20 protein-coding genes and 1 riboswitch are annotated in these 20420 nt (G+C 46.9%); all 20 genes read right to left on the bottom strand.

Annotation, left to right across the window (positions count from 1 at the left end):
• Positions 1 to 3: 3 nt before the first annotated feature.
• The 20 genes from queD to yabG all read right to left on the bottom strand — a co-directional run bounded on the left by queD (position 4) and on the right by yabG (position 20387).
• Positions 4 to 492: a 6-carboxytetrahydropterin synthase QueD gene (queD, locus tag I2H74_RS24175; protein WP_195576839.1), complete on the bottom strand. Its 489-nt coding sequence runs from the start codon at positions 490 to 492 to the stop codon at positions 4 to 6.
• Positions 489 to 1154 carry a 7-cyano-7-deazaguanine synthase QueC gene (gene queC, locus I2H74_RS24170; protein WP_195576837.1) on the bottom strand — a complete coding sequence of 222 codons (666 nt, stop codon included), beginning with the start codon at positions 1152 to 1154 and terminating at the stop codon, positions 489 to 491. Before queC ends, queD begins: the two co-directional genes overlap by 4 nt.
• Before the next feature lie 175 nt (positions 1155 to 1329).
• Positions 1330 to 1373: riboswitch (PreQ1 riboswitch) on the bottom strand.
• A 252-nt stretch (positions 1374 to 1625) separates the two neighbouring features.
• Positions 1626 to 1901 (bottom strand): RNA-binding S4 domain-containing protein, encoded by a 276-nt coding sequence (locus I2H74_RS24165; protein WP_195576835.1) that lies wholly within the window; start codon positions 1899 to 1901, stop codon positions 1626 to 1628.
• On the bottom strand, positions 1901 to 2173 hold the full coding sequence (locus I2H74_RS24160; RefSeq protein WP_085498839.1) for an HU family DNA-binding protein: 273 nt from the start codon (positions 2171 to 2173) through the stop codon (positions 1901 to 1903). Before I2H74_RS24160 ends, I2H74_RS24165 begins: the two co-directional genes overlap by 1 nt.
• Positions 2174 to 2377: 204 nt before the next feature.
• Positions 2378 to 3886: a nucleoside triphosphate pyrophosphohydrolase gene (gene mazG / locus I2H74_RS24155; RefSeq protein ID WP_195576833.1), complete on the bottom strand. Its 1509-nt coding sequence runs from the start codon at positions 3884 to 3886 to the stop codon at positions 2378 to 2380.
• 209 nt (positions 3887 to 4095) lie between these two features.
• Positions 4096 to 5712: a putative polysaccharide biosynthesis protein gene (locus I2H74_RS24150; RefSeq protein ID WP_195576832.1), complete on the bottom strand. Its 1617-nt coding sequence runs from the start codon at positions 5710 to 5712 to the stop codon at positions 4096 to 4098.
• Between the two features lie 236 nt (positions 5713 to 5948).
• Positions 5949 to 6491 (bottom strand): stage V sporulation protein T, encoded by a 543-nt coding sequence (spoVT, locus tag I2H74_RS24145; RefSeq protein ID WP_195576831.1) that lies wholly within the window; start codon positions 6489 to 6491, stop codon positions 5949 to 5951.
• A 732-nt stretch (positions 6492 to 7223) separates the two neighbouring features.
• The gene (locus I2H74_RS24140) at positions 7224 to 8351 is read right to left on the bottom strand and encodes a peptidylprolyl isomerase (protein ID WP_195576830.1); all 1128 of its coding nucleotides are present in this window, start codon (positions 8349 to 8351) and stop codon (positions 7224 to 7226) included.
• Positions 8338 to 11865: a transcription-repair coupling factor gene (gene mfd, locus I2H74_RS24135; protein ID WP_195576829.1), complete on the bottom strand. Its 3528-nt coding sequence runs from the start codon at positions 11863 to 11865 to the stop codon at positions 8338 to 8340. Before mfd ends, I2H74_RS24140 begins: the two co-directional genes overlap by 14 nt.
• Positions 11866 to 12019: 154 nt before the next feature.
• Positions 12020 to 12250, bottom strand: coding sequence for an anti-sigma-F factor Fin (locus tag I2H74_RS24130; RefSeq protein WP_195576828.1), 231 nt, complete (start codon positions 12248 to 12250; stop codon positions 12020 to 12022).
• Between the two features lie 78 nt (positions 12251 to 12328).
• On the bottom strand, positions 12329 to 12889 hold the full coding sequence (gene pth, locus I2H74_RS24125; RefSeq protein ID WP_195576827.1) for an aminoacyl-tRNA hydrolase: 561 nt from the start codon (positions 12887 to 12889) through the stop codon (positions 12329 to 12331).
• 122 nt (positions 12890 to 13011) lie between these two features.
• Entirely contained in the window at positions 13012 to 13965 is a 954-nt protein-coding gene (locus I2H74_RS24120) for a ribose-phosphate diphosphokinase (protein ID WP_195576826.1), read from the bottom strand.
• Between the two features lie 103 nt (positions 13966 to 14068).
• The gene (glmU, locus tag I2H74_RS24115) at positions 14069 to 15475 is read right to left on the bottom strand and encodes a bifunctional UDP-N-acetylglucosamine diphosphorylase/glucosamine-1-phosphate N-acetyltransferase GlmU (RefSeq protein ID WP_324254156.1); all 1407 of its coding nucleotides are present in this window, start codon (positions 15473 to 15475) and stop codon (positions 14069 to 14071) included.
• 120 nt (positions 15476 to 15595) lie between these two features.
• The gene (gene spoVG / locus I2H74_RS24110; RefSeq protein ID WP_005545528.1) at positions 15596 to 15880 is read right to left on the bottom strand and encodes a septation regulator SpoVG; all 285 of its coding nucleotides are present in this window, start codon (positions 15878 to 15880) and stop codon (positions 15596 to 15598) included.
• A gap of 150 nt (positions 15881 to 16030) precedes the next feature.
• The gene (locus I2H74_RS24105) at positions 16031 to 16414 is read right to left on the bottom strand and encodes a RidA family protein (protein WP_195576824.1); all 384 of its coding nucleotides are present in this window, start codon (positions 16412 to 16414) and stop codon (positions 16031 to 16033) included.
• Between the two features lie 66 nt (positions 16415 to 16480).
• Positions 16481 to 17311: a pur operon repressor gene (gene purR / locus I2H74_RS24100; protein ID WP_195576822.1), complete on the bottom strand. Its 831-nt coding sequence runs from the start codon at positions 17309 to 17311 to the stop codon at positions 16481 to 16483.
• A gap of 141 nt (positions 17312 to 17452) precedes the next feature.
• Positions 17453 to 18307 (bottom strand): 4-(cytidine 5'-diphospho)-2-C-methyl-D-erythritol kinase, encoded by an 855-nt coding sequence (gene ispE, locus I2H74_RS24095; protein WP_195576867.1) that lies wholly within the window; start codon positions 18305 to 18307, stop codon positions 17453 to 17455.
• Positions 18308 to 18563: 256 nt separating this feature from the next.
• On the bottom strand, positions 18564 to 18743 hold the full coding sequence (locus I2H74_RS24090) for a small, acid-soluble spore protein, alpha/beta type (RefSeq protein ID WP_195576820.1): 180 nt from the start codon (positions 18741 to 18743) through the stop codon (positions 18564 to 18566).
• 299 nt (positions 18744 to 19042) lie between these two features.
• Entirely contained in the window at positions 19043 to 19318 is a 276-nt protein-coding gene (gene veg / locus I2H74_RS24085) for a biofilm formation stimulator Veg (RefSeq protein ID WP_195576818.1), read from the bottom strand.
• 166 nt (positions 19319 to 19484) lie between these two features.
• On the bottom strand, positions 19485 to 20387 hold the full coding sequence (gene yabG / locus I2H74_RS24080; protein ID WP_195576816.1) for a sporulation peptidase YabG: 903 nt from the start codon (positions 20385 to 20387) through the stop codon (positions 19485 to 19487).
• Positions 20388 to 20420 lie beyond the last annotated feature (33 nt).

Below are 20420 nucleotides of genomic sequence, written 5' to 3'. Positions count from 1 at the left end.
GGTTCATTCCATCATCCACTCCCGTCTTGCTTCCGCATAGCTGGTCGGCGTCTCATAGAGACGTACAAATTCTACTCGGCACTTTAGCTCTCCTGGCACCTGAGCCTCGTCTTTAAGCGCAGCGTCCATTTGATCATAGATCCATACCACCATGTTCTCGGCAGTCGTATTCATTGGCGGGAGCGTCTCATTCAAATAACGATGGTCGAGATAAGGCTCAATGCGTTCCTTCCAGATCGTCTTGATCTCCCCAAAATCAAGCGTCAGCCCAATCTCATTCACATAACCGCTAATGCCAAAAATGACTTTATACGTATGGCCATGAAGATTCTTGCACTTTCCTTCGTAAGCATGAAGGTGGTGCGCCGCATCAAATGTGAACTCCTTGCTCACAAGCACCCGCTTCTGATGGTATCGAAGCTTGCTCTTGTCGATGTCCGTGCCAAACTTCTGCAGCTTCTCTACGATCTGAAATGGCCCCGGCTGTCTCACGACTGCACCTCATCTCGTTCTTGCAAATATTTATCCAATCCTGCACGGCGCAGCTTGCATGCCGGACATTCGCCGCAGCCATCCCCTGGGATGCCGTTATAGCAGGTAACCGTCTTCTCCCTCACAAAGTCAAGCGCGTGAAGCTCATCTGCAAGCTTCCATGTTTCGGCTTTGTCGAGCCACATAAGCGGCGTATGGATAACAAACGGATACTCCATCGCTAGGTTTAAGGTAACATCCAGCGACTTTACAAAAACATCCCGGCAATCGGGATATCCACTGAAATCCGTCTCGCAAACGCCGACAACGAGATGTCTTGCCCCGATTTGCTTCGCATAGATGGCTGCAAAGGTGAAAAACACCATGTTTCGTCCATCGACAAAAGTATTCGGCAGCTTGCCTTCCTCTTCAACGATATCCATGTCCGTCCGAGTCAGCGCGTTAGGAGCCAGCTGATTAAGCAGTGACATGTCGAGAATACGATGCGGGACATTAAGCTCCTCGGCAATGCGGCTAGCATGCTCAAGCTCCGTATGGTGGCGCTGTCCATAGTCAAAGGAAATGGCCTCCACATGGGAGAATCTATTTAACGCCCAGAATAAGCAGGTCGTGCTGTCTTGGCCGCCGCTAAACACAACGACGGCTTTCTCTTCCTTCTTCATGCTTCTCTCATCCCTTCCGCTTCTGTTTTCTACAAACACCCCATATCACGCACAAAGGGGATGCCACGTTTACCGTGCATCCCCTCTAATCGACTATAGCAAGAATTAAATACAGCACCCTTCCTCTACTATTTCTTGCATGCACAAATAGAGAGCATGTAAATAGGGGATGCTGCAGGCCTTAGTTTTTTATAGAGGGAGATTGCGAACCTCTCCCGCATTATGATGAATGCGGAATATATGATGTTGTATGGCTGCTGCTTTAGCAGCCTCCTTCCATCTATCAATGGAATACGATTACTAGTATAACATATCGAAGAGCCTGTTACGCTATGCCACCATTTTTCCAATTCATAAGCACTGGAAGTTGCAGCATTCTTTTAAGCAGAGTCGGTCTTCTATGGAAAAATAAAAAGCGCCCAAGCTGCATAACATGCAGCCTGAACGCTCGTTTTGTTCACAATAGGATAATTACCATTCAAACTCTTGCTTCGGAATCGGTTCTTCTCTTAGCAGCGTATACATGCCTTGAGCCTCTTCCTTCTTCGTTGTTTCCTGAAGTCGCTCAACGCGAACAGTAACGAGCTTCTGGCCAAATTGCACGGTGATCTCGTCACCGACTTTCACGGTGCTGCTTGGCTTCGCTTCGCGTCCATTCAGTACGACGCGCCCTTGCCCTGACACATCCTTCGCCACTGTGCGGCGCTTGATAAGCCGGGACACCTTCAAGAACTTATCGAGACGCATTATTTTACAGCTTCTTTAAGCTTGTTGCCTGCTTTGAATGCAGGTACAACAGACTCAGGAATCTCGATCGTTTTGCCTGTTTGTGGGTTGCGGCCTGTGCGACCAGCGCGTTTGCGAGTTTCGAATGTACCGAAGCCGATCAATTGAACTTTGTCACCTTTTGTCAAAGCATCTGTAACTTCGCCGAAGAAACCGTTCAATACTGTTTCTACGTCTTTCTTAGTCAAACCGCTTTTCTCTGCAATGTTGTTGATCAAATCTGTCTTATTCATTCTATTGGCCTCCTAGTTCTTCTCATCAAATTTAATAGAGCTTTAGTGTACGACCTGAATGTTCGCAGTCGCCCGCATAGATACATAACTCAAGGAATCTTGCGTTTTATGTATTCTTGCTCGATGAGGAAATTCCTTCTTAGGACGATCACTTTTTATAATTTTGACGAAAAATCTGTATGATTGTGGTTGCGTCCTGCTGCATCAAGGCGTGAACCGCTTCGATTCCTGCCACCACTGCTCCATTTCTAGTAAATCAGTCTGGTCAAAAGATTTGCCGTTTATACGAAGCTGTTCTTCAATATATCGGAATCTTTGCACAAATTTATGATTCGTCATCATCAGAGCTTCCTCTGGATCGACATCAATAAAGCGAGAAACATTCACTGCAGCAAACAGCAGATCTCCAAGCTCTTTCTGTGCATGCTTCAATGCCTCTGCTCCCTGTCCTTGTGCCTGACCTTCATTGATCGCCTCTCGCAATTCTTGCAATTCTTCGGCTACTTTGTCAAGTACATCTTCCACACGATCCCAGTCAAATCCAACTTTTCCTGCCTTTTTCTGATATTTATAGGCTTTCATCAGTGCTGGCAGATCTCTAGGAACCCCATCGAGAATCGATGGCTGTTTCGATGATGTACCCTTCAGCTGCTTCTCTTTCGCCTTCATCTGCTCCCAGTTCTGTAGTGCTGCCTCTGCATCCTTAGCAGAGCTCTCCCCAAACACGTGCGGATGACGGAACAAGAGCTTCTCATTCAGCCCCTGTACAACATCATAGACGTTGAAGGTGCCTGTCTCCTCTTCCATCTGCGAATGAAGCAGAATCTGCAGCAGCAGGTCTCCAAGCTCCTCCTGCATGCCCTCCACATTGTCATCATCGATCGTTTCAAGCACCTCATAGGTCTCCTCGATCAGATGCTTGCGAAGGGATTGATGGGTCTGTTCCCTATCCCAAGGGCATCCTTCCGGACTTCTTAAGGTTGCCACAATCTCATGCAGTCTTGCAAATGTACGATTGCGCACACGATCATCCTCTGTGCGAGGAACCCAAATCAACGATAGATTCCCGTAGCCTTCAACGCGATCGAGCTCATACAAAGGAACGCGAATGATTTGCTCCATTCCCTGTACCCCAAGCGCGTGGCCAACGACCACCTCGTAATCGTCTGGATACATCTCCATCAGGCTCAGCTTCACATCAGATGCCGTAAACGTATCATACACTTGTCCAATGACGATGTGCAACTGGGGTGACAGCACGGCAGGATTGATCATCGCAGCGTCAAGCAGCTGGAATCCATCAATCGGGTCAAATCCAAAGCGCGTAAAGGTCTCATCAATAAAACTCTCTCCTCCTATGATCTCAAGACCGATATGCTCGTTCTCGCATTGTTCACGGAGCAGGCTAACTGTGGATTCCGCGACCATCGGGTGTCCCGGAACAGCATACACGATTTCTTCTTCCTGTTCCTTAGCCAGTGTGATTAGCCGATTCGTTATGTCTGCATACACCTCAGGAAAGCTGTCATGAGCTTCATAGACCCCATCAAAGCTTGTATAGCGAATCTGATGATCACGCAGCAGGTCCATCACCGGGTGATGCTCTGTACGCACATAAAGATGCTTAGCGCCTTGCAGACGATTCCACACCTTAAGCGTCATTTGGCCAGGATCCCCAGATCCAAGCCCCATCACGACAATCTTGCCATTCATTATGAAAAGCCTCCTTAGGCTGTAGTGTCCATACTCTAAAGCAGGTTCTACTTCCACCTCTTAGTCTATACCTAATTGAACTCAGATGCGAATCCTCATCCGTTTCTATTCTAGCGGCATTGAACCCCACTTATATTGGCTTCTAAAGTATTTCCATCCAGCTGCTTAACATGCCCCTTGTACACAACTGGACTAGACATGGTGCCCTACTATCGCAACATTCTCCTTGCCATCGCTTCCAACCGATGTCCGACTCGAGGTACAATCAACCATTCCTCCGGCTCTAATACACGCAGCCTCATCGAGAGAACAGCAAAGACAGCCACTCCGATTAGTACGCCTATTGTCGTAGCGATAACAGCAGACAAGCGCCCTCCTGCAAAGCCCATTACCAACTGGGCGCTGACCCATGCGGCCATACCCATTCCCAGCAAGGAGCCAAATAGCTTGAAGGAATGACCCATCCACTCCGCTTTGTTAAGCTCAGTCTGCGTCCCAAGCACACGGATATTAAGCACTGCCGCCACGGATAGAGCGGCAATAGCCGACCATCCGGCTCCCGCGATTCCTAGCATAGGGACGAGCAGGAGATTGAGCACAACTTTAACCACAGAAGCAATAAGCAAATGAATAACAGGCGCACGAAGCGCCCCGATTCCCTGCAGGAGTCCAGCAGAGACAACCTGGAGCGTGCCCATAAGGACCGTACAGGACAGCAAGATAAAGGCTGTCATCCCTGCATCGTTGGTATAAAGTGATATATTAATGGGCCGCGACAGGACCACAAGACCTACGGTTGCTGCGCTTCCGATGATCCATGCCGTATGCATGGCCCCCTTGATCAAAGTCCGTGCCTCGTGGTACGAAGCTCGCTGCCATGAAGATGCAATCGTCGGCACTAGACCTACTACCAAGGACCCTGCCGTTAATGTGATGAGCTGTGTCAAAGGCAGCGCCCGTGAGTACAATCCATACTCCATTATCGCTTCTGTTTCTGTCCATCCGTCGTGCAGCAGCATCCGTGGCACTGTGAATACATCCACTACATTGACGATTGGCGTCACCAGAGCCCCAAGACAGATCGGCACCGCTGTCCAAGCGATTCGCTTTGTCCATCTTGCAACCTTGCTTAAGCTGACACCCGTCCATGCTTGCTCTGTTGTTCCTCGTTCACGCCTCATCATGAGCGTTAATACGATGATGCCGAAAATTCCACCCGCAAATGATCCAAACACCGCACCTGCAGCAATGGAGTCCTCCTGTGCATGAGCTCTCGTCATGACGAGAAGCAGCACAATCATAACGGTTACCCGCGCAAGCTGCTCGATCACCTGCGATACGGCTGTTGAAGTCATCCGCCCTTTGCCCTGTTCATAACCTCTGAGCACCGCAGCTAGTGGAATGACCAGCATGGCGAAGGAGGAGGCTCTTATGGCAGCAATTGTATGCGAGTTGCCGATCCACCCTGCAATTCGCTCCGCTTCCGTATACATAAGCATGAAGCCAATTGCTCCAATGATCTCGACAAGCAATAGAGCTGCGATAAGCAGGCTCCGTTGCTCTTCTTTGTCTCCGTACAGCTCCTGCTCAGCTACAAGCCTCGATATCGCGATGGGGATTCCCGCAGCAGCAGCGGTGGAAAGCAGCACGTAGAAGGGGTAGACAGCATTGTAGATGCCGAATACGCCGTCTCCGCCTATATTTTGCAGCGGAATTTTTTGAAAGGTGCCAATGATCTTCGATAGAACCGATGCTAATCCAAGAAGCATTGCTCCATGAAGGATATGGGATGAATGCCCTCTTTCGGGCTTTAGTTCCGTTTGCATATATCAATCCCGCCTTATAGTCCTTAGCTTCACCTAACTTGCTGCCAAGTATTATAACATAGGCTGATCCTCACAAAAATGAACCCCATTTCATACCAAGACAACGACGGGGTAACCGTTCCAATCGCAATGAATCCTTTTATCTGCCCTAAACAAAAAAACTCCTTGTCTTTACGCCGCCGCTAGCAGCAGGAGTAAAGACAAGGAGTTTATTTTGTATCTCGTAGAAGAGATGATTATTGTTCCATTTGCTTGCCTAAGAAGCCAGCAGCTGTTTCAGACATTTTTTGCTCCAATTGACCCATCTTAGCAGCTTCATCTTTAGTAAGCATGACTACAGTTCCGATTGGGTCTCCGCCAGCAACGATTGGCGCTACGACGAAGGAGGACCAAGTATCCACGCCGTCTTTGACGATTTCATAAGAACCTGCATTCGTTTCAACGATCGTCTTGCGATTCTCCATGCAGTTCTCAAGCAGCATGCCGATTTGCTTCTCCAAAAATTCTTTTTTAGATCCACCAGCAACGGCGATCACGGTATCACGGTCAGAAATCAATGTAACATGGCTTGTGCTCTCATAAAGAGATTCTGCATATTCCTTAGCGAAATCACCAAGCTCGCCAATTGGAGAATACTTTTTCAAGATAACTTCTCCATCGCGGTCTACGAAGATTTCAAGTGGATCTCCTTCGCGAATACGCAAAGTACGACGGATTTCTTTTGGAATTACAACTCGACCTAGGTCATCAATACGACGAACAATACCAGTAGCTTTCATGTATGTTGCCCCGCTTTCCTGAGATTAATTTGAACACTAGCTAAATTATGTTGATTTAGGAGCCATACGTTGGATTTTAGAACCGTGCCCATAGTATTCATCTGCTCCCAACATCTTATACATCACATAATACGAAGGTAAACCCATCCAGGTTGCAAAAAATATCACATTTTTCGACACTAAACGACATTATTTTACCCTGTTTTCTAAAAATTTTCACATTTTAACCATTTCTGATGAAAAATCGTGAAAATCGTTAGGACTGATGATGCATTGTAAGAAGCTCCTTATCATATAGCATCTTACTCATTCTGGAGATTTATGTATACCCTTTTCCAAATGTTTTCCCAATTTTGCCTCATTTTAGTGCGACAACTGACTGAAGAATTGCACAAATTTTAGGTATGCAAAAATGGTCTAAACCCCTTTAGTATGATCCAAAAAAGGCTTTATAATGCGGATTTTTGGATTTTTTGTCCATGGTGTGCAAGCAGTCGTTCACCCTGTAGGGACGCACAGAAGCACTTTACATTTGTCTAAATTTTGTCAGTTGGAAACATGACACTTGCCTATTTAAATGACAACATGTTTTTCTGACATTTAGCTTATTTTTTACTACTAAATTGTTTTTATGGAAAAGAATATCTTTCACAACGGGCGAAAAAAGCGGTTAATCACACCATATAGGCGTTGATTAACCGCATGGATTAAAGCCTTATGAGAACTGCTTTCTTACTTGTTGTCAGCAGGCTTCTCTTCTGTTTGCTTATCCGTTGTATCTTGCTTGTTTGCGTCTCCAGACTTCTCAGTATCAGCGGACTTATCCGTTTCAGTGGATTTGTCGCCTTCTGTCGAAGTAGAGTCATCTTTCTTTTCTTCTTCCGTCTTCACAGCAGGAAGCTTGATATCTTCGTCTTTCACGATCTTTTCAAGCTCATCTTCCATGAACTTGTTCATTTCTTCAGAAGCGATGGTGCCACGAATTTGATCCTTCTCTTCATCTGTCAATTTGTCGAAGACTTTCTCCGTGCGCTTTTCCACTTTCATGACATGGTAGCCATAAGAAGTCTCAACTGGATCGGAAATTTCGTTAAGCGGCAGCGTAAGAGCTGCATCACGGAACTGCTCCACCCATTGGCCTACAGCAACATCTTCATACAAGCCGCCGTTTTCTTTGGAAGCTGGATCTTCAGAGAACTCCTTTGCAAGCTTAGCGAAGTCTTCGCCCTTCTTCAAGCGAGCTTGGAGGTCTTTTGCAAGCTTAAGCGCATCTTCTTTCTTGCGCTCTTTTCCTTCAGCATCTGTAAATCCAATTAGAATATGACGCACAGAAGCGGTTGTCATGTTCTGTTTATCTTTTTCAAATTGAGCCTTCAACTGCTCGTCCGTTACTTTCGCATTGTAATCGGCAACGACGGTCATAATACGCGTCATGTAGTTCATCACGTCTTGTTCCGTCAGCTTCTGAGCATCCAGCATCTTCTTGAACTCATCATCGCCAACTTGCTTCTTGATTGCGGCCATTTGCTCTTCGGCCTCTTTCTTGCCTTCCTTCTTCGCAGCATCTGTTGCTTTATCTTCAAGATACAGATAAGCAATTTGCTGTTTGATGAAATATTGGCGGAACTCGTCCATTTCGATCATTTGTTGATAGCTCGGATAGAAGAACAGCATATTGGCCAGTTCTTTGTCAAATTGATTCTGAGTCACTGTACCACCCTTATAAGTGGCTACAACCGGGCTGTTATCAGCCGGTTCGCTGCCGTTCTTGTTGCCGCAAGCAGCAACCACGGAAAGAGCCAGCACTAGCATCAGTGCAACAAGACTGACCTTCCAAGAACCCTTTTTACTTTGCAACATCTTGCAGTTCTCCCTTCGATTTGATGGCATCCTTCGCCCCTTGCATAAATTGCTCTAGCTTCATTAACAGCTGCATAGCATCAAGACCGCGTGCATTTAATTTAATTGGACCGTTGACGTTGCGGTCAATCGAGAACTTTCTGTCTAGATTCGCAGCAAGTACTGCAAGCTTCTTACGGTCAAGGCGCGACTCTGCTTGAGGATAGACCTTCATTGTCACCTCATCGCCGCGCTGCGTAAGCGCTTCAAAACCGTACTGCTTCGCGTACCACTTGAGACGAGATACAGCTAAAAGCTGCAGCACTGCTAACGGAGGTTCTCCGAAGCGATCGATCAGCTCATCGCGCAGTTCTTCGACTTCCTCAAGAGAAGAAAGCCCTGCTACTTTTTTATAGATCTCGATCTTCTGAATACTATCATAAATATAATCGGCAGGCAAATAGGCGTCGATGTTCAAATCGATAACCGTCGTCCACGTTTGCTCATCTTCCATAACCTGTCCGTCCATCTCTGCTTTACGCTTTTGGACTTCTTCCGCCAACATTTGGGAATATAGGTCAAATCCGACAGAAGCAATGAATCCGTGCTGCTCAGCACCCAGCAGATTCCCCGCCCCGCGAATAGACAAGTCTCTCATCGCGATCTTAAAGCCTGAACCCAGCTCTGTAAACTCCTTAATGGATTGCAGACGCTTCTCTGCTACCTCATTAAGCACTTTGTCGCGCTGATACATGAAGTAGGCATAAGCGATGCGGTTGGAGCGCCCTACACGGCCGCGAAGCTGGTACAGCTGAGACAAGCCCATCTTGTCCGCATCCTGAACGATCAGTGTATTTACGTTCGGAATATCGACGCCTGTCTCGATGATGCTCGTACTTACCAAGACGTCGTGCTCGCCGTCCAAGAAGTCCAGAATCGCTGTCTCCAACTCCTGCTCTGACATTTGACCATGAGCGACCGTTACTCTGGCCTCCGGCACGAGCATCTTAATATGCTCAGCAATCTGATGAATGCCTTGAACACGATTATAAAGGAAATACACTTGACCACCTCGGGCAAGCTCACGCTCAACGGCTTCACGAATTAATGTATCGCTATGTTCCAAGACGTAGGTTTGGACAGGGAAACGGTTTTCAGGCGGCGTCTCGATAACAGAGAGATCACGTACCCCAAGCATAGACATATGAAGCGTGCGGGGAATCGGCGTTGCTGTTAACGTAAGCACGTCCACATTCGTTTTCAGGCGTTTCAATTTTTCCTTATGCGTAACGCCAAAGCGCTGCTCCTCGTCCACAATCAAGAGGCCAAGATCTTTAAATATCAGATCCTGAGACAGCAATCGATGTGTTCCAATGACAATATCGACTACACCGGACTTTAATCCCTTGATTGTCTCATTTTGCTCCTTGCGCGTGCGGAAGCGGCTCATGACATGAATATTGAACGGATAATCAACAAAGCGTTCGCGGAATGTCTCATAATGCTGCTGGGCAAGAATGGTCGTCGGAACGAGCACCGCTACCTGCTTGCCTTCAATAACCGCTTTAAAGGCAGCACGAATCGCTACTTCGGTCTTTCCGTAGCCTACGTCACCGCATAATAGACGATCCATAGGACGCGGCATCTCCATGTCCCGCTTAATCTCTTCGATCGCGCGAAGCTGGTCTCTAGTCTCCTCATAAGGGAACACATCCTCGAACTCACGCTGCTCAGCCGTATCCTTCTCGAAGGCAAAGCCAACGGAAGCCTGACGAACGGCATACAGCTTAATTAGATCGTCTGCAATGTCCTTAACAGAGGATCGAACTTTATTCTTAACCTTGGTCCATTCCGTTCCACCAAGCTTATAGACCTTTGGTTCTTTATCTTCTGAGCTGACGTATTTTTGAATAAGATGCAGCTGCTCGACAGGAACAGACAGCTTATCTCCGCCAGCATACATAATATGCAGATAATCCTTATGGATACCGTTGATCTCAAGGGTACCAATACCCATATATTTTCCGATCCCGTGATTCTGATGAACCACGTAATCGCCAACCTTGAGCTCCGTGTAGCTGCGAATACGCTCAGCATTGTCCGCTTTAACATCGGTACGACGGACAGACTTGCGCTGTTTCGAGGAGAACATTTCTCCTTCGGTGATCACAACCAAATGAATGGAAGGCAGCTCAAACCCGCTTTGAAGGTTGCCGTTAATAATCGTCGGCTCTTGAATCTGATAGTCCTGAAGCACACGACGCACCCGATCGACGCGCTCATCTCCATTTGCAAGGATGAGCACCTTGGCATTGGCCTTCTTCCAGCGGTCCATCTCAGATTTCAACACATTCATCTGTCCATGGAAGTTCTGCATCGAACGGCACATGACATTCACAATGTTCTGCGGGTGAGTATGTGGGACTTGACGCAGGAACAACGCCATATAGATCGTCTGAAAAGGACGATTGCCTAGCGTATCGTCGGAGGTACGGCCTAAAAGGAGCGAAGGAAGCATCTTGCCATGCTGAAGCAAATGTGTATTCCACTCTGCCTCATCGCGTTCGAGCTGTTTTGCCGTTTCTAGCACACGGGCAGGCTCATCGATAATTAATAGAGTGTCCTTCGGCATATAATCATAAAGCGTCTCTTTTTCCGGATAGAGAACAGATATATATTTATAGATATCCGCAAAATACATAGATTGGCGAAGCCGCTCAATCTCTGACTGGATCTCCTGGCGGAGCCTATCCTTCGCCTGACGGTCACTCATCTTGCCAAGCTGTTCTTCAAGCAGGACATAAGCAGCATCAGCACCTGCGCGGAATCGATCGCTGTCGACAGGCATATCCTTAGCAGGAGTGAGGGTTAGCTGCTCATATTTATCGATCGAGCGCTGATCACTAGGATCAAAGGAACGAATCGAATCTATGACATCGTCGAACCATTCCAATCGGTAGGCTCTATCGGACGTATAAGGGTAGATATCAACGATACCGCCGCGAACACTAAGCTCGCCCTTTGCTTCTACACGCTCAACTCGCTCATAGCCTAGAGCAACCATTCGCGTAAGGAAGGATTCCAGCGGAATCTCATCATCGACCTTAATCTCCCACTCCGCATGAGCCATCACATCGCGGGAAGGAAGATAGCGTCTTAATCCTGCATACGGCGTAACAACAACTCCCCGGAAGCCTTTGGCTAGGCGCGTCAGCGCATCGATACGCTGTGCAATCACCTCTGGGCTCGATATCGCGGCTTCTGCCGCCACAAGCTCGTTAGCCGGGTACAACACAACCTGCTCTGGGGATAGGCATTCTTGCAAATCTTCCACTGCTTTTTGAGCCGAAAACATATTATGGGTAACGATCAGCACCGGACGCTCAAGCTTATGAGCGAGAGCAGCCATCATCACCTGACGCGAAGATCCCGATAATCCTGATACAAGCTGCTCCTTCAATCCGCTCTTCACACCGGCTGCGATCGAGTCAATATCTCGCTCTTCTGATAAAGCTTGCATCAATGCATTTAACAAGTTTAGGGCACCTCTTTCTTCCCAACACATGATAGAGATAAATAAATGCGTACATTGAATCATATAGACCGTAATATTTCAAATAAGCCTCGGCTAACAAGCCAAGGCTTATCACGTACGCCATGAACATGCTTCAATCGTTCAACCGCCACATTTACTGTAGTGGAGAGGCTAGCCCATACAGCTCCGGATTAAGCTGATAGGCCTGTTGACAGTAATCACAGGTCATTCGAACGGTAATATCGCCGTTATCATGCTCTTGCACATAATGATTCTGTTCATCTCTCGTTAACAGGTTGAATCCTAGTCTATTTTTATCTACGGATGCGCCTTCAATTCGTCCAATTAACGTGTGACAGTGCTTGCAGACATAATTCACAGACATATATATGCCTCCTTGCGAAGTTATATACCGTCTAGTATGCCCGCTTGTCTCCACGATTAGCCAACCATTCAGCGCATTCTAGCCATTGAACTTTGCCATCGTCTGTTCAAACGTATTGGTCATGAAGAATTCAACAGCATCACAAGTACGCTCAATGGACTGCTTCAGAGCCTCACGCTCGCTTTTGGCAAAGTCCTGTAACACATAATCAACAATATCGCGGCCAGGCGCCGGACGGGAAATCCCCATTCGTACACGCTGGAAGCTTTGCGTGCCCGTGTGCTGAATGATGGACTTGATTCCGTTATGTCCACCTGAGCTGCCTTGATAGCGAAGACGAATTTTGCCAAGCTCTGTATCCATATCGTCATAGAGGACAATAAAGTCATCGAGCGATACTTTATAGTAATCCATATATGCGCGAACGCTTTCTCCGGATAAATTCATATAGGTCATAGGCTTAATAAGCACGATCTTTTCTGTTCCAACACGCCCTTCTCCAATTAGAGCTTTACACTTGTTATCTCTTACTTGAATATTGTGGCGGCGTGCCAGCTCATCAATCGCCATAAAGCCAATGTTATGTCGCGTAGACTCGTACTTTAATCCAGGATTCCCCAGCCCTACGATCCATTTCACTTTGAACGTCCTCCCTTCTCGAATTTATTTTCAAATGCCGACAAGGGCTACATCTGAAGCACAAGTGCTTGCTGATGTAACCCTTCTCGTATAGGAGCTAGGCTCCGCATGGATGTTATCATTTATTCAATTTCGAACAATTTACTGATCGACAATTCTTCGTGTACACGGATGATCGCTTCGCCAAGAAGCGGTGCAACAGACAACGTGCGAAGCTTACTTGTTGGATTCTCATGTTTCACTGGAATCGTATCCGTAATGACTACTTCTTTAAACGGAGAGTCTTCAAGGCGCTGCATCGCTGGGCCAGATAATACCGCATGCGTACAGCATGCATACACCTCTTTAACACCTGCTTCAACGAGCGCATTAGCACCAAGCACGATTGTACCGGCAGTATCAATGATATCATCAATAATGATAGCCGTCTTACCTTTGATGTCACCGATAATATTCATGACTTCACTTACATTCGGCTCAGGACGACGCTTATCGATAATCGCAAGCGGCGCATTCAAGAAGTCCGCAAGCTTACGAGCGCGTACTACACCGCCGTGGTCAGGAGATACAACGACAACGTCCTGCATCTTCTTCGAACGGAAGTACTGGGCAAGGATCGGCACACCAAGCATATGGTCGACTGGAATGTCGAAGAAGCCCTGAATCTGAGTCGCATGAAGATCCATCGTAATGACGCGGTGAGCACCGGCTGTCTCGATGAGATTCGCCACGAGCTTCGCCGTGATTGGATCACGGGAACGTGCTTTACGATCTTGTCTAGCATAGCCATAGTATGGAATCACGACATTGATGCTCTTTGCAGATGCACGCTTTAACGCGTCCACCATAACAAGAAGCTCCATCAAGTTGTCGTTAACTGGATCACAAGTAGATTGGACCACATAAACGTCGCATCCGCGAACGCTCTCTGACAGGTTGATCTGAATCTCACCATCACTGAATTGCTTCGTGACTGAGTCACCAAGCGGAACCCCGATATAATCTGCAATTTGCTGTGCTAATTTCGGATTGGAGTTACAAGTGAAAATTTTCAGCTTGGAATCACAATACGTCATAATAGTTGTTAACCCTCCGTGTGCTGGTTCATGTTCATCTTTTTTCTATGCATAAAAATGTTGCTAACATTGTTACACGATCTTTGAGTAATCATATAAAGAATTAGTCCTGCTGACGCGCTTCTCGTTCTTTCTTTGCCTTAGCCCGAGCACGAAGCTTCGAAGCATATCCCGGCTTGTTAACTTGTCTGTCGCGTGCAATCGCTACATCATCCGCATTGACCTGCTGCGTGATCGTGGAGCCTGCAACGACATAAGCTCCCTGACCAATCTGAATAGGAGCGATCAGATTAACGTTGCTTCCAATAAATGCATCGTCGCCAATTTCGGTAGTGGATTTATTATAACCGTCATAATTGACCGTTATCGCACCGCATCCGATGTTGACATTGTTACCAACTTTGGCATCTCCAACGTAGCTCAAGTGAGAAACTTTGGTGTTGTCGCCAATGGTTGCATTCTTCACTTCCACGAAGTCACCGATCTTCACATCTTGACCGATGTTCGCTCCTGGACGCAAATAAGCAAACGGCCCTACCGAGCTGCGAGCGCCAACAATCGCCTCTTGCATCACAGAGTGGGCAATCGTAACTCCTTCATCGATCTTGCAATCCATAAGCTCTGTATTCGGGCCAATGACGCAGTCTTCCCCTATCGAGGTTTGTCCGCGAAGCACCGTTCCAGGCTGAATCACCGTATCAGAGCCAATAGTTACCGAGGCTTCAATATAGGTGTTCGCAGGATCGATAATCGTTACACCACTTAACATGTGCTGCTTATTGATTCTTTCACGCATCAGACGTTCTGCCTCAGACAGAGCCATTCGATCATTGACGCCAATATATTCGGCCTGATCCTGCGTGCAATACGCTTGAATCTTATCGCCTTGAGCCTGAAGAATACTAATAACATCTGTCAAATAATATTCATTTTGAGCATTGTCGTTCGTAATCTTCTCAAGAGCTGCAAATAATTTGGCGTTATCAAAGCAGTAGGTACCCGTGTTAATCTCACGAACACACTGTTCCTGCTCTGTGGCATCCTTTTGCTCGACAATTTTCAAGACCGAACCATCTTCTCCACGAATCAATCGGCCATAACCGAAAGGTTGATCCAGTTCAGCCGTCAAAATCGTCGCCGAAGCTTGTGTGGACTCATGAAGCTTCATGAGCTGCATCAGTGTGTCTGACGTGACAAGTGGTGTATCTCCACAGATCACAATCGTTGTGCCCTGCTCGTGGCTAAGCAGCGATTTGGCTTGCTTCACTGCATGGCCAGTACCTAGTTGTTGTTCTTGAAGCACAAATTCTGAACGGTCTCCTACATACGCCTTTACCGCTTCGGCACCGTGGCCGACCACAGTAACGATACGTTCGACATGGACATGCTCTAATTGATTCAGTACATGTCCAACCATTGGTGTACCACAAACGGGATGAAGGACTTTGTATAGTTTGGACTTCATACGCTTTCCTTGACCCGCTGCTAACACGATGGCCATTCTCTTCACCGCATCCGACCTCCTGCTTCTCTACTCCATACTAGAATATATCTCATTATGAACAAAAAGAAAAGAGAGCCCCCATGTTTGGCTCCCTTTCTTTGTAACCCCATCGTATTGCAGAATCAATTAAGCGCCCTCTTCAATGACCTCTTCTTCAGTCGCTGCACGTTCGTATTCAGCCAATACAGCTGCCTGAATCTTCTCGCGTGTTGCGGATGAAATTGGATGGGCAATATCACGGAATTCGCCATCAGGCGTACGCTTGCTCGGCATCGCGACGAACATGCCGTTGTTGCCGTCAATAACACGGATATCATGAACGACGAACTCGTTATCGATAGTGATCGATGCGATTGCCTTCATTCTTCCTTCAGTGTTGACGCGGCGGAGTCTAACATCAGTAATTTGCACGTGTGTGTTCACCACCTTTTTCCATCGAGACTTGGTGTATAATTCCACACGCGCAAATAAAATCCTTCTTTATTTTGCCAACTTATCAACTTTTTTTTGAATTTTTATTTTAAATTTACGAAGTACTTCTACGTTTCGACATATTCTGATTTACTTCGTTGCAATGAGTTCAATTTCGACAAGAACATCTTTTGGCAGGCGAGCCACTTCAATGGTAGAGCGAGCTGGCTTATGGTCACCAAAATAAGATTCGAACACGCGGTTCATTTCTGCAAATTGATTCATGTCCTTCAAAAACACCGTTGCCTTTAAAACACGATCCAAGGAAGTATTTGCCTCTTTCAGAACAGCGATCAAGTTGCTAAGCACTTGATGCGTCTGCTCTTCCATACCGCCTTCAACCACTTCACCTGCTGGTGTAAGAGGAATTTGCCCGGAAGTGATAACTAGATCACCGTATACGACCGCTTGGGAATAAGGTCCAATCGCTTGTGGCGCTTCTGTTGTTGCTACTTTTTCAATCGTTGAAGACATTTGTAGAACACCCCTATTCAAATATTTATAGCCTTGCGGCCACCTTCCGTCCAATGGCAAAGCGTATTACATATGATCGAAGTAATTACCTGGTTTGACTGACATTTGCTTAGTGCGCGAATCTACCGTTCCAACTCGAATTAAGGATACATAATCCTGCAGCAAGCGCTCCTCGCTTGTCACATCCTCAGATTCCACAAGCACACCGACGCCCGCTACGGTCGCATCAAATTCATGCAGGAGATCCATCATCCCTTTGAATGTGCCTCCAGCGCGCATAAAGTCGTCCACGAGCAGGACTTTTGAGCGCTCTTTCAAGGCACGACGCGCAAGCGTCATCGTATGAATGCTTTTGTGAGAGCCTGAAACGTAATTAATGCTAACGGCGGAACCCTCTGTTACGACATGGTCACGTCGTACAAGCACGACAGGAAGGTTAAGATGTGCAGCTGCAGCATAAGCGATAGGAATCCCCTTCGTTTCTACCGTCATGACACAGTCGATGTCGGCATCCGCGAAGGCTGAAGCGAACATGCGACCGATATCATTCATCAGGCCTGGCTGTCCCAGCAAATCCGTGATGTAATAATACCCGCCTGGCAGCATCCGATCCGGCTGCTTCAATTGCTCACTGATTTGCTCAATGAGCGGCAATGCTTTGTGGGGAGGGTATTTCGGGATGTACTTCACCCCGCCAGCTGCTCCTGCAAGAGTCAGCAGTTCCCCTGTTTCCTCACCTTCACACACTTCCTTGATAATCGCCAGATCTTCACTGATAGAAGACTTGGCTGCGCCGTAACGTTCTACAAAAGTGGTAAGTGGAATAAGTGTATGGGGGTTTAACGTGAGGTATTGTGTCATTTCGACTAACCGTGCACTTCGTTTTAACTTTTTCATGATTATTCCTCACTCAGAATCACTATATTACGAATATTATACACGTCATCATACATGAATGTCCGTTATTTAGCAATTGCATCTGTAACAATATGGTGACGCTTCATTTCAATATTTTAAAATAAGTAAATCATGGAATCCCTAAGTAAGCATCCGAACCGCATATACCTCTTTGCAGAAGCCGCGAAGTCCGTTGTAAATTCTAGCAATTTTTGATTCCTTGGATACAAGGCCAAATACTGTCGGGCCGCTTCCTGACATCAGCACTCCGTCTGCGCCTAGTCGAATCATCGCATCCTTAAGCTGCTGCACTTCCGGGTATAACGGAAGTGTGACATCTTCAAGCACATTACCAAGACGTCCACAAATATCAGGAAACGATTGGGCTTCAATCGCCTGCTTCATTGCAGCCGCAGATGGATGCACCATGATCTCGCTTGCACGCAGCCTGCCGTATACATCAGCTGTAGACACGTTAATTGGCGGCTTGGCAAGGACCACCCAGCATTGAGGAGGATTCATGATGTGCTCGAGCTTCTCGCCGCGTCCTGTGGCGATGGCCGTTCCTCCAGTGACACAGAAGGGAACATCTGAACCAAGCTCTGCGCCAAGGGCAAGCAGCTCCTCGTTCGGGATATCCAGTCCCCACAACCGATTCAGGCCTCTAAGTGTAGCGGCGGCATCGCTGCTCCCACCAGCTAGTCCAGCTGCAACAGGTATTTTTTTATCCAAATGAATATAGACACCCTGCTTGACCTGGTAGCGTTCCTTAATCAGCTTCGCGGCTTGGAAAGCCAGATTCTTCTCATCTAACGGTATGTAACCCGCTTGGCTGGATATGATAATCGTATCACGAGGAAGCTCCTCCATCTCGAGTCGGTCTGCTAGATCCACCATGGTCATAACCATTTCAACCTCGTGGTAGCCGTCCTCACGCTTCCTTAATACATCTAGCATCAAGTTTATTTTGGCCGGTGCCTTCTCGTATACTTTCACTGGCATTTCACCCTTCTTTACCCTACGAATCGCTTCCGTTATTATAACAGACTCTTTCATGCAAGTCATGGGGCGACGCCTGACTGCAGCAGCTCTTATTTTACAGCCTTACAATGGAGATGATCCCCCTGTTTACAACAGCTATTGCCGATTCGCCACTTATCTATTCTTACGCAGGATAAAAGAAAAGCAAACCATGTTCATCTATATATCGAAATGGCCTGCTCTCCTCTAATTTCCCTGACTACATCCGCAATTATTGCTTCCTTGCTGCAGCTTCCTCAGCCATCTGGATTGCTCTCTTTACCATATTGCCTGCATCCTTGGCACGTATGGAGCCCCAGCCTTCTTTTTGAACGGTATCATAGAAGCCTAGATCCTTAGCGAGCTCATATTTGAGATCTTCAGACATGACGCTTCGTCTACGACGTCCCATCGTTCCATTCCTCCTCGTGTGATGATAAATGGCTAATCATAAAAGGGATCTCCCTAAGGCTAGGTTGCGAAGGTGGACCTTGACTTATACGACGTTTGGAATGACGTTTGATGCCAATGCACGTCGTATGCACGATATGTTGTGATAGGGAGCAGAAACTTCATGGTAAGTCTGATGGGAGACAGAAGAGGGAATTCCTCGACGCCATGATTGTTGGAGGCAAAAGAACTGAAAAGTTCTGCAGTAATAACGCTTTAAAGAGAACAAAAAGCAGCCAGCAGGCTGCTTTAGAAGTAATATTAACTGCGCATAAAGTCAAGCTTCATCTCGCCGTTATCATTGCAGACGGATACTTGTACCGCGTCTGTCAGTATATCTGCATAACTGTAGGAGACACGCTTAAATGCGTTCTGCTCCTGGTCCAATTTAACAATAAACACAGAAGGGTAGGTTTCTTCCAACACACCTGAGCGTTCAACCATCTTACGGCGGCCGCCATTCGCTCGGAGCAAGATCTTTTGACCAACATGAGCTTCAAGACTACGACGAATTTCCAGCAAAGTGTTTTTTGCCATTACAACTACCACCTCTTTCCTTGTCCATTATATAACAAGCGAGGCGGTAATGTCAAATTAAATAAATTATTATAACAACGATTATCAAATCATGTCAATAAGTTTTTTTATATAACTTTGTAGAATGTGCAAAATCCTAAATTTTATGCCTTCAATTTGCCTTTATTTATATAACAGAAGGGGTAACTTGAAGGGTCGAAAGATCTTTCCAATCCGGCATTCCCACTCGATAGCTTCCCCTTGTTTCAATACCGCCTAGACCTTCTGTCCCCGTCATCGTATGGGGGGCAATATCGGCAATGCTCAGCGTATCGCGAATGGACGTGTAGGACGCCTTGGCAGCCACATACACTGGATCAAGCGCGTGTATCATAATTCTGCCGGGACTGCTCGCAAAGTTCGCTCCAGCTCCAATTAGCGCTTCAAAGTGGGATTGGCAGGCACCTGCAACAACCGTAAGCATATCCAGATGCTTCTCGTATTGCCTCGCATTTTTGACGGCATTGACGAAGTTCTGGGAATTCTTATAGCTCTGCAAGCTGTACAAATCGCGATGCTTCAAATTCTTCAGCACACCATCGTGGCCTGTTACCACGATAATGTCAGGTCTTGATACAGGGAGCAGCCGATACACAGCATCTGCCATGCTGCCCTCTTGAATATAATGACCTTCTGCGGGTACGCGAAGCTGGCGATATAATGTCATGCTCTTTTGCAAATAGTTAGGGTCACCGTCTAAATGAAGCACCTTGCCTGGCACCTCAAAATGGGATATATTCCCGTTCCCCGCTGATGTCCCTGGAAACAGACTGTCCAAGGGCCTCTTTTCTTTTTGCCGTCTTCGATCAAGCTCAAGGGCCTCCACGGATTGAAGCATCTTGATATGGGCCTGCTGAGAGCGCCTTTTTACTGTGCTGGCTGTGGCATTAACCAAGTCAGTCACGGGCGAATCCGCAATAAGACGATAATCGACTCCCTTCAGAAGAGTCATATCCTTGTATATGCCTTCAATTCGGAACGTAATGTCCCCACCGTAAGATTTCCGTACGACCAGATCTCCTGTCTTCATAGGCTCTATCACCTCTGAAGTATCTTATGGGCG

It is taken from the genome of Paenibacillus sp. 1001270B_150601_E10 (assembly GCF_015558675.1).
Lineage (GTDB): Bacteria > Bacillota > Bacilli > Paenibacillales > Paenibacillaceae > Paenibacillus_B.
Note: the sequence above shows the minus strand (reverse complement) of the source record. Positions and strands in the feature narration are given on the sequence as shown.

Coding starts and splice junctions, on each gene's coding strand:
- queC (WP_195576837.1), bottom strand. CDS start 1,154: ATGAAGAAGGAAGAGAAAGCCGTCGTTGTGTTTAGCGGCGGCCAAGAC.
- I2H74_RS24165 (WP_195576835.1), bottom strand. CDS start 1,901: ATGCGTCTCGATAAGTTCTTGAAGGTGTCCCGGCTTATCAAGCGCCGC.
- I2H74_RS24160 (WP_085498839.1), bottom strand. CDS start 2,173: ATGAATAAGACAGATTTGATCAACAACATTGCAGAGAAAAGCGGTTTG.
- mazG (WP_195576833.1), bottom strand. CDS start 3,886: ATGAATGGCAAGATTGTCGTGATGGGGCTTGGATCTGGGGATCCTGGC.
- I2H74_RS24150 (WP_195576832.1), bottom strand. CDS start 5,712: ATGCAAACGGAACTAAAGCCCGAAAGAGGGCATTCATCCCATATCCTT.
- spoVT (WP_195576831.1), bottom strand. CDS start 6,491: ATGAAAGCTACTGGTATTGTTCGTCGTATTGATGACCTAGGTCGAGTT.
- I2H74_RS24140 (WP_195576830.1), bottom strand. CDS start 8,351: ATGTTGCAAAGTAAAAAGGGTTCTTGGAAGGTCAGTCTTGTTGCACTG.
- I2H74_RS24130 (WP_195576828.1), bottom strand. CDS start 12,250: ATGTCTGTGAATTATGTCTGCAAGCACTGTCACACGTTAATTGGACGA.
- I2H74_RS24120 (WP_195576826.1), bottom strand. CDS start 13,965: ATGACGTATTGTGATTCCAAGCTGAAAATTTTCACTTGTAACTCCAAT.
- I2H74_RS24105 (WP_195576824.1), bottom strand. CDS start 16,414: ATGTCTTCAACGATTGAAAAAGTAGCAACAACAGAAGCGCCACAAGCG.
- purR (WP_195576822.1), bottom strand. CDS start 17,311: ATGAAAAAGTTAAAACGAAGTGCACGGTTAGTCGAAATGACACAATAC.
- I2H74_RS24090 (WP_195576820.1), bottom strand. CDS start 18,743: ATGGGACGTCGTAGACGAAGCGTCATGTCTGAAGATCTCAAATATGAG.
- veg (WP_195576818.1), bottom strand. CDS start 19,318: ATGGCAAAAAACACTTTGCTGGAAATTCGTCGTAGTCTTGAAGCTCAT.
- yabG (WP_195576816.1), bottom strand. CDS start 20,387: ATGAAGACAGGAGATCTGGTCGTACGGAAATCTTACGGTGGGGACATT.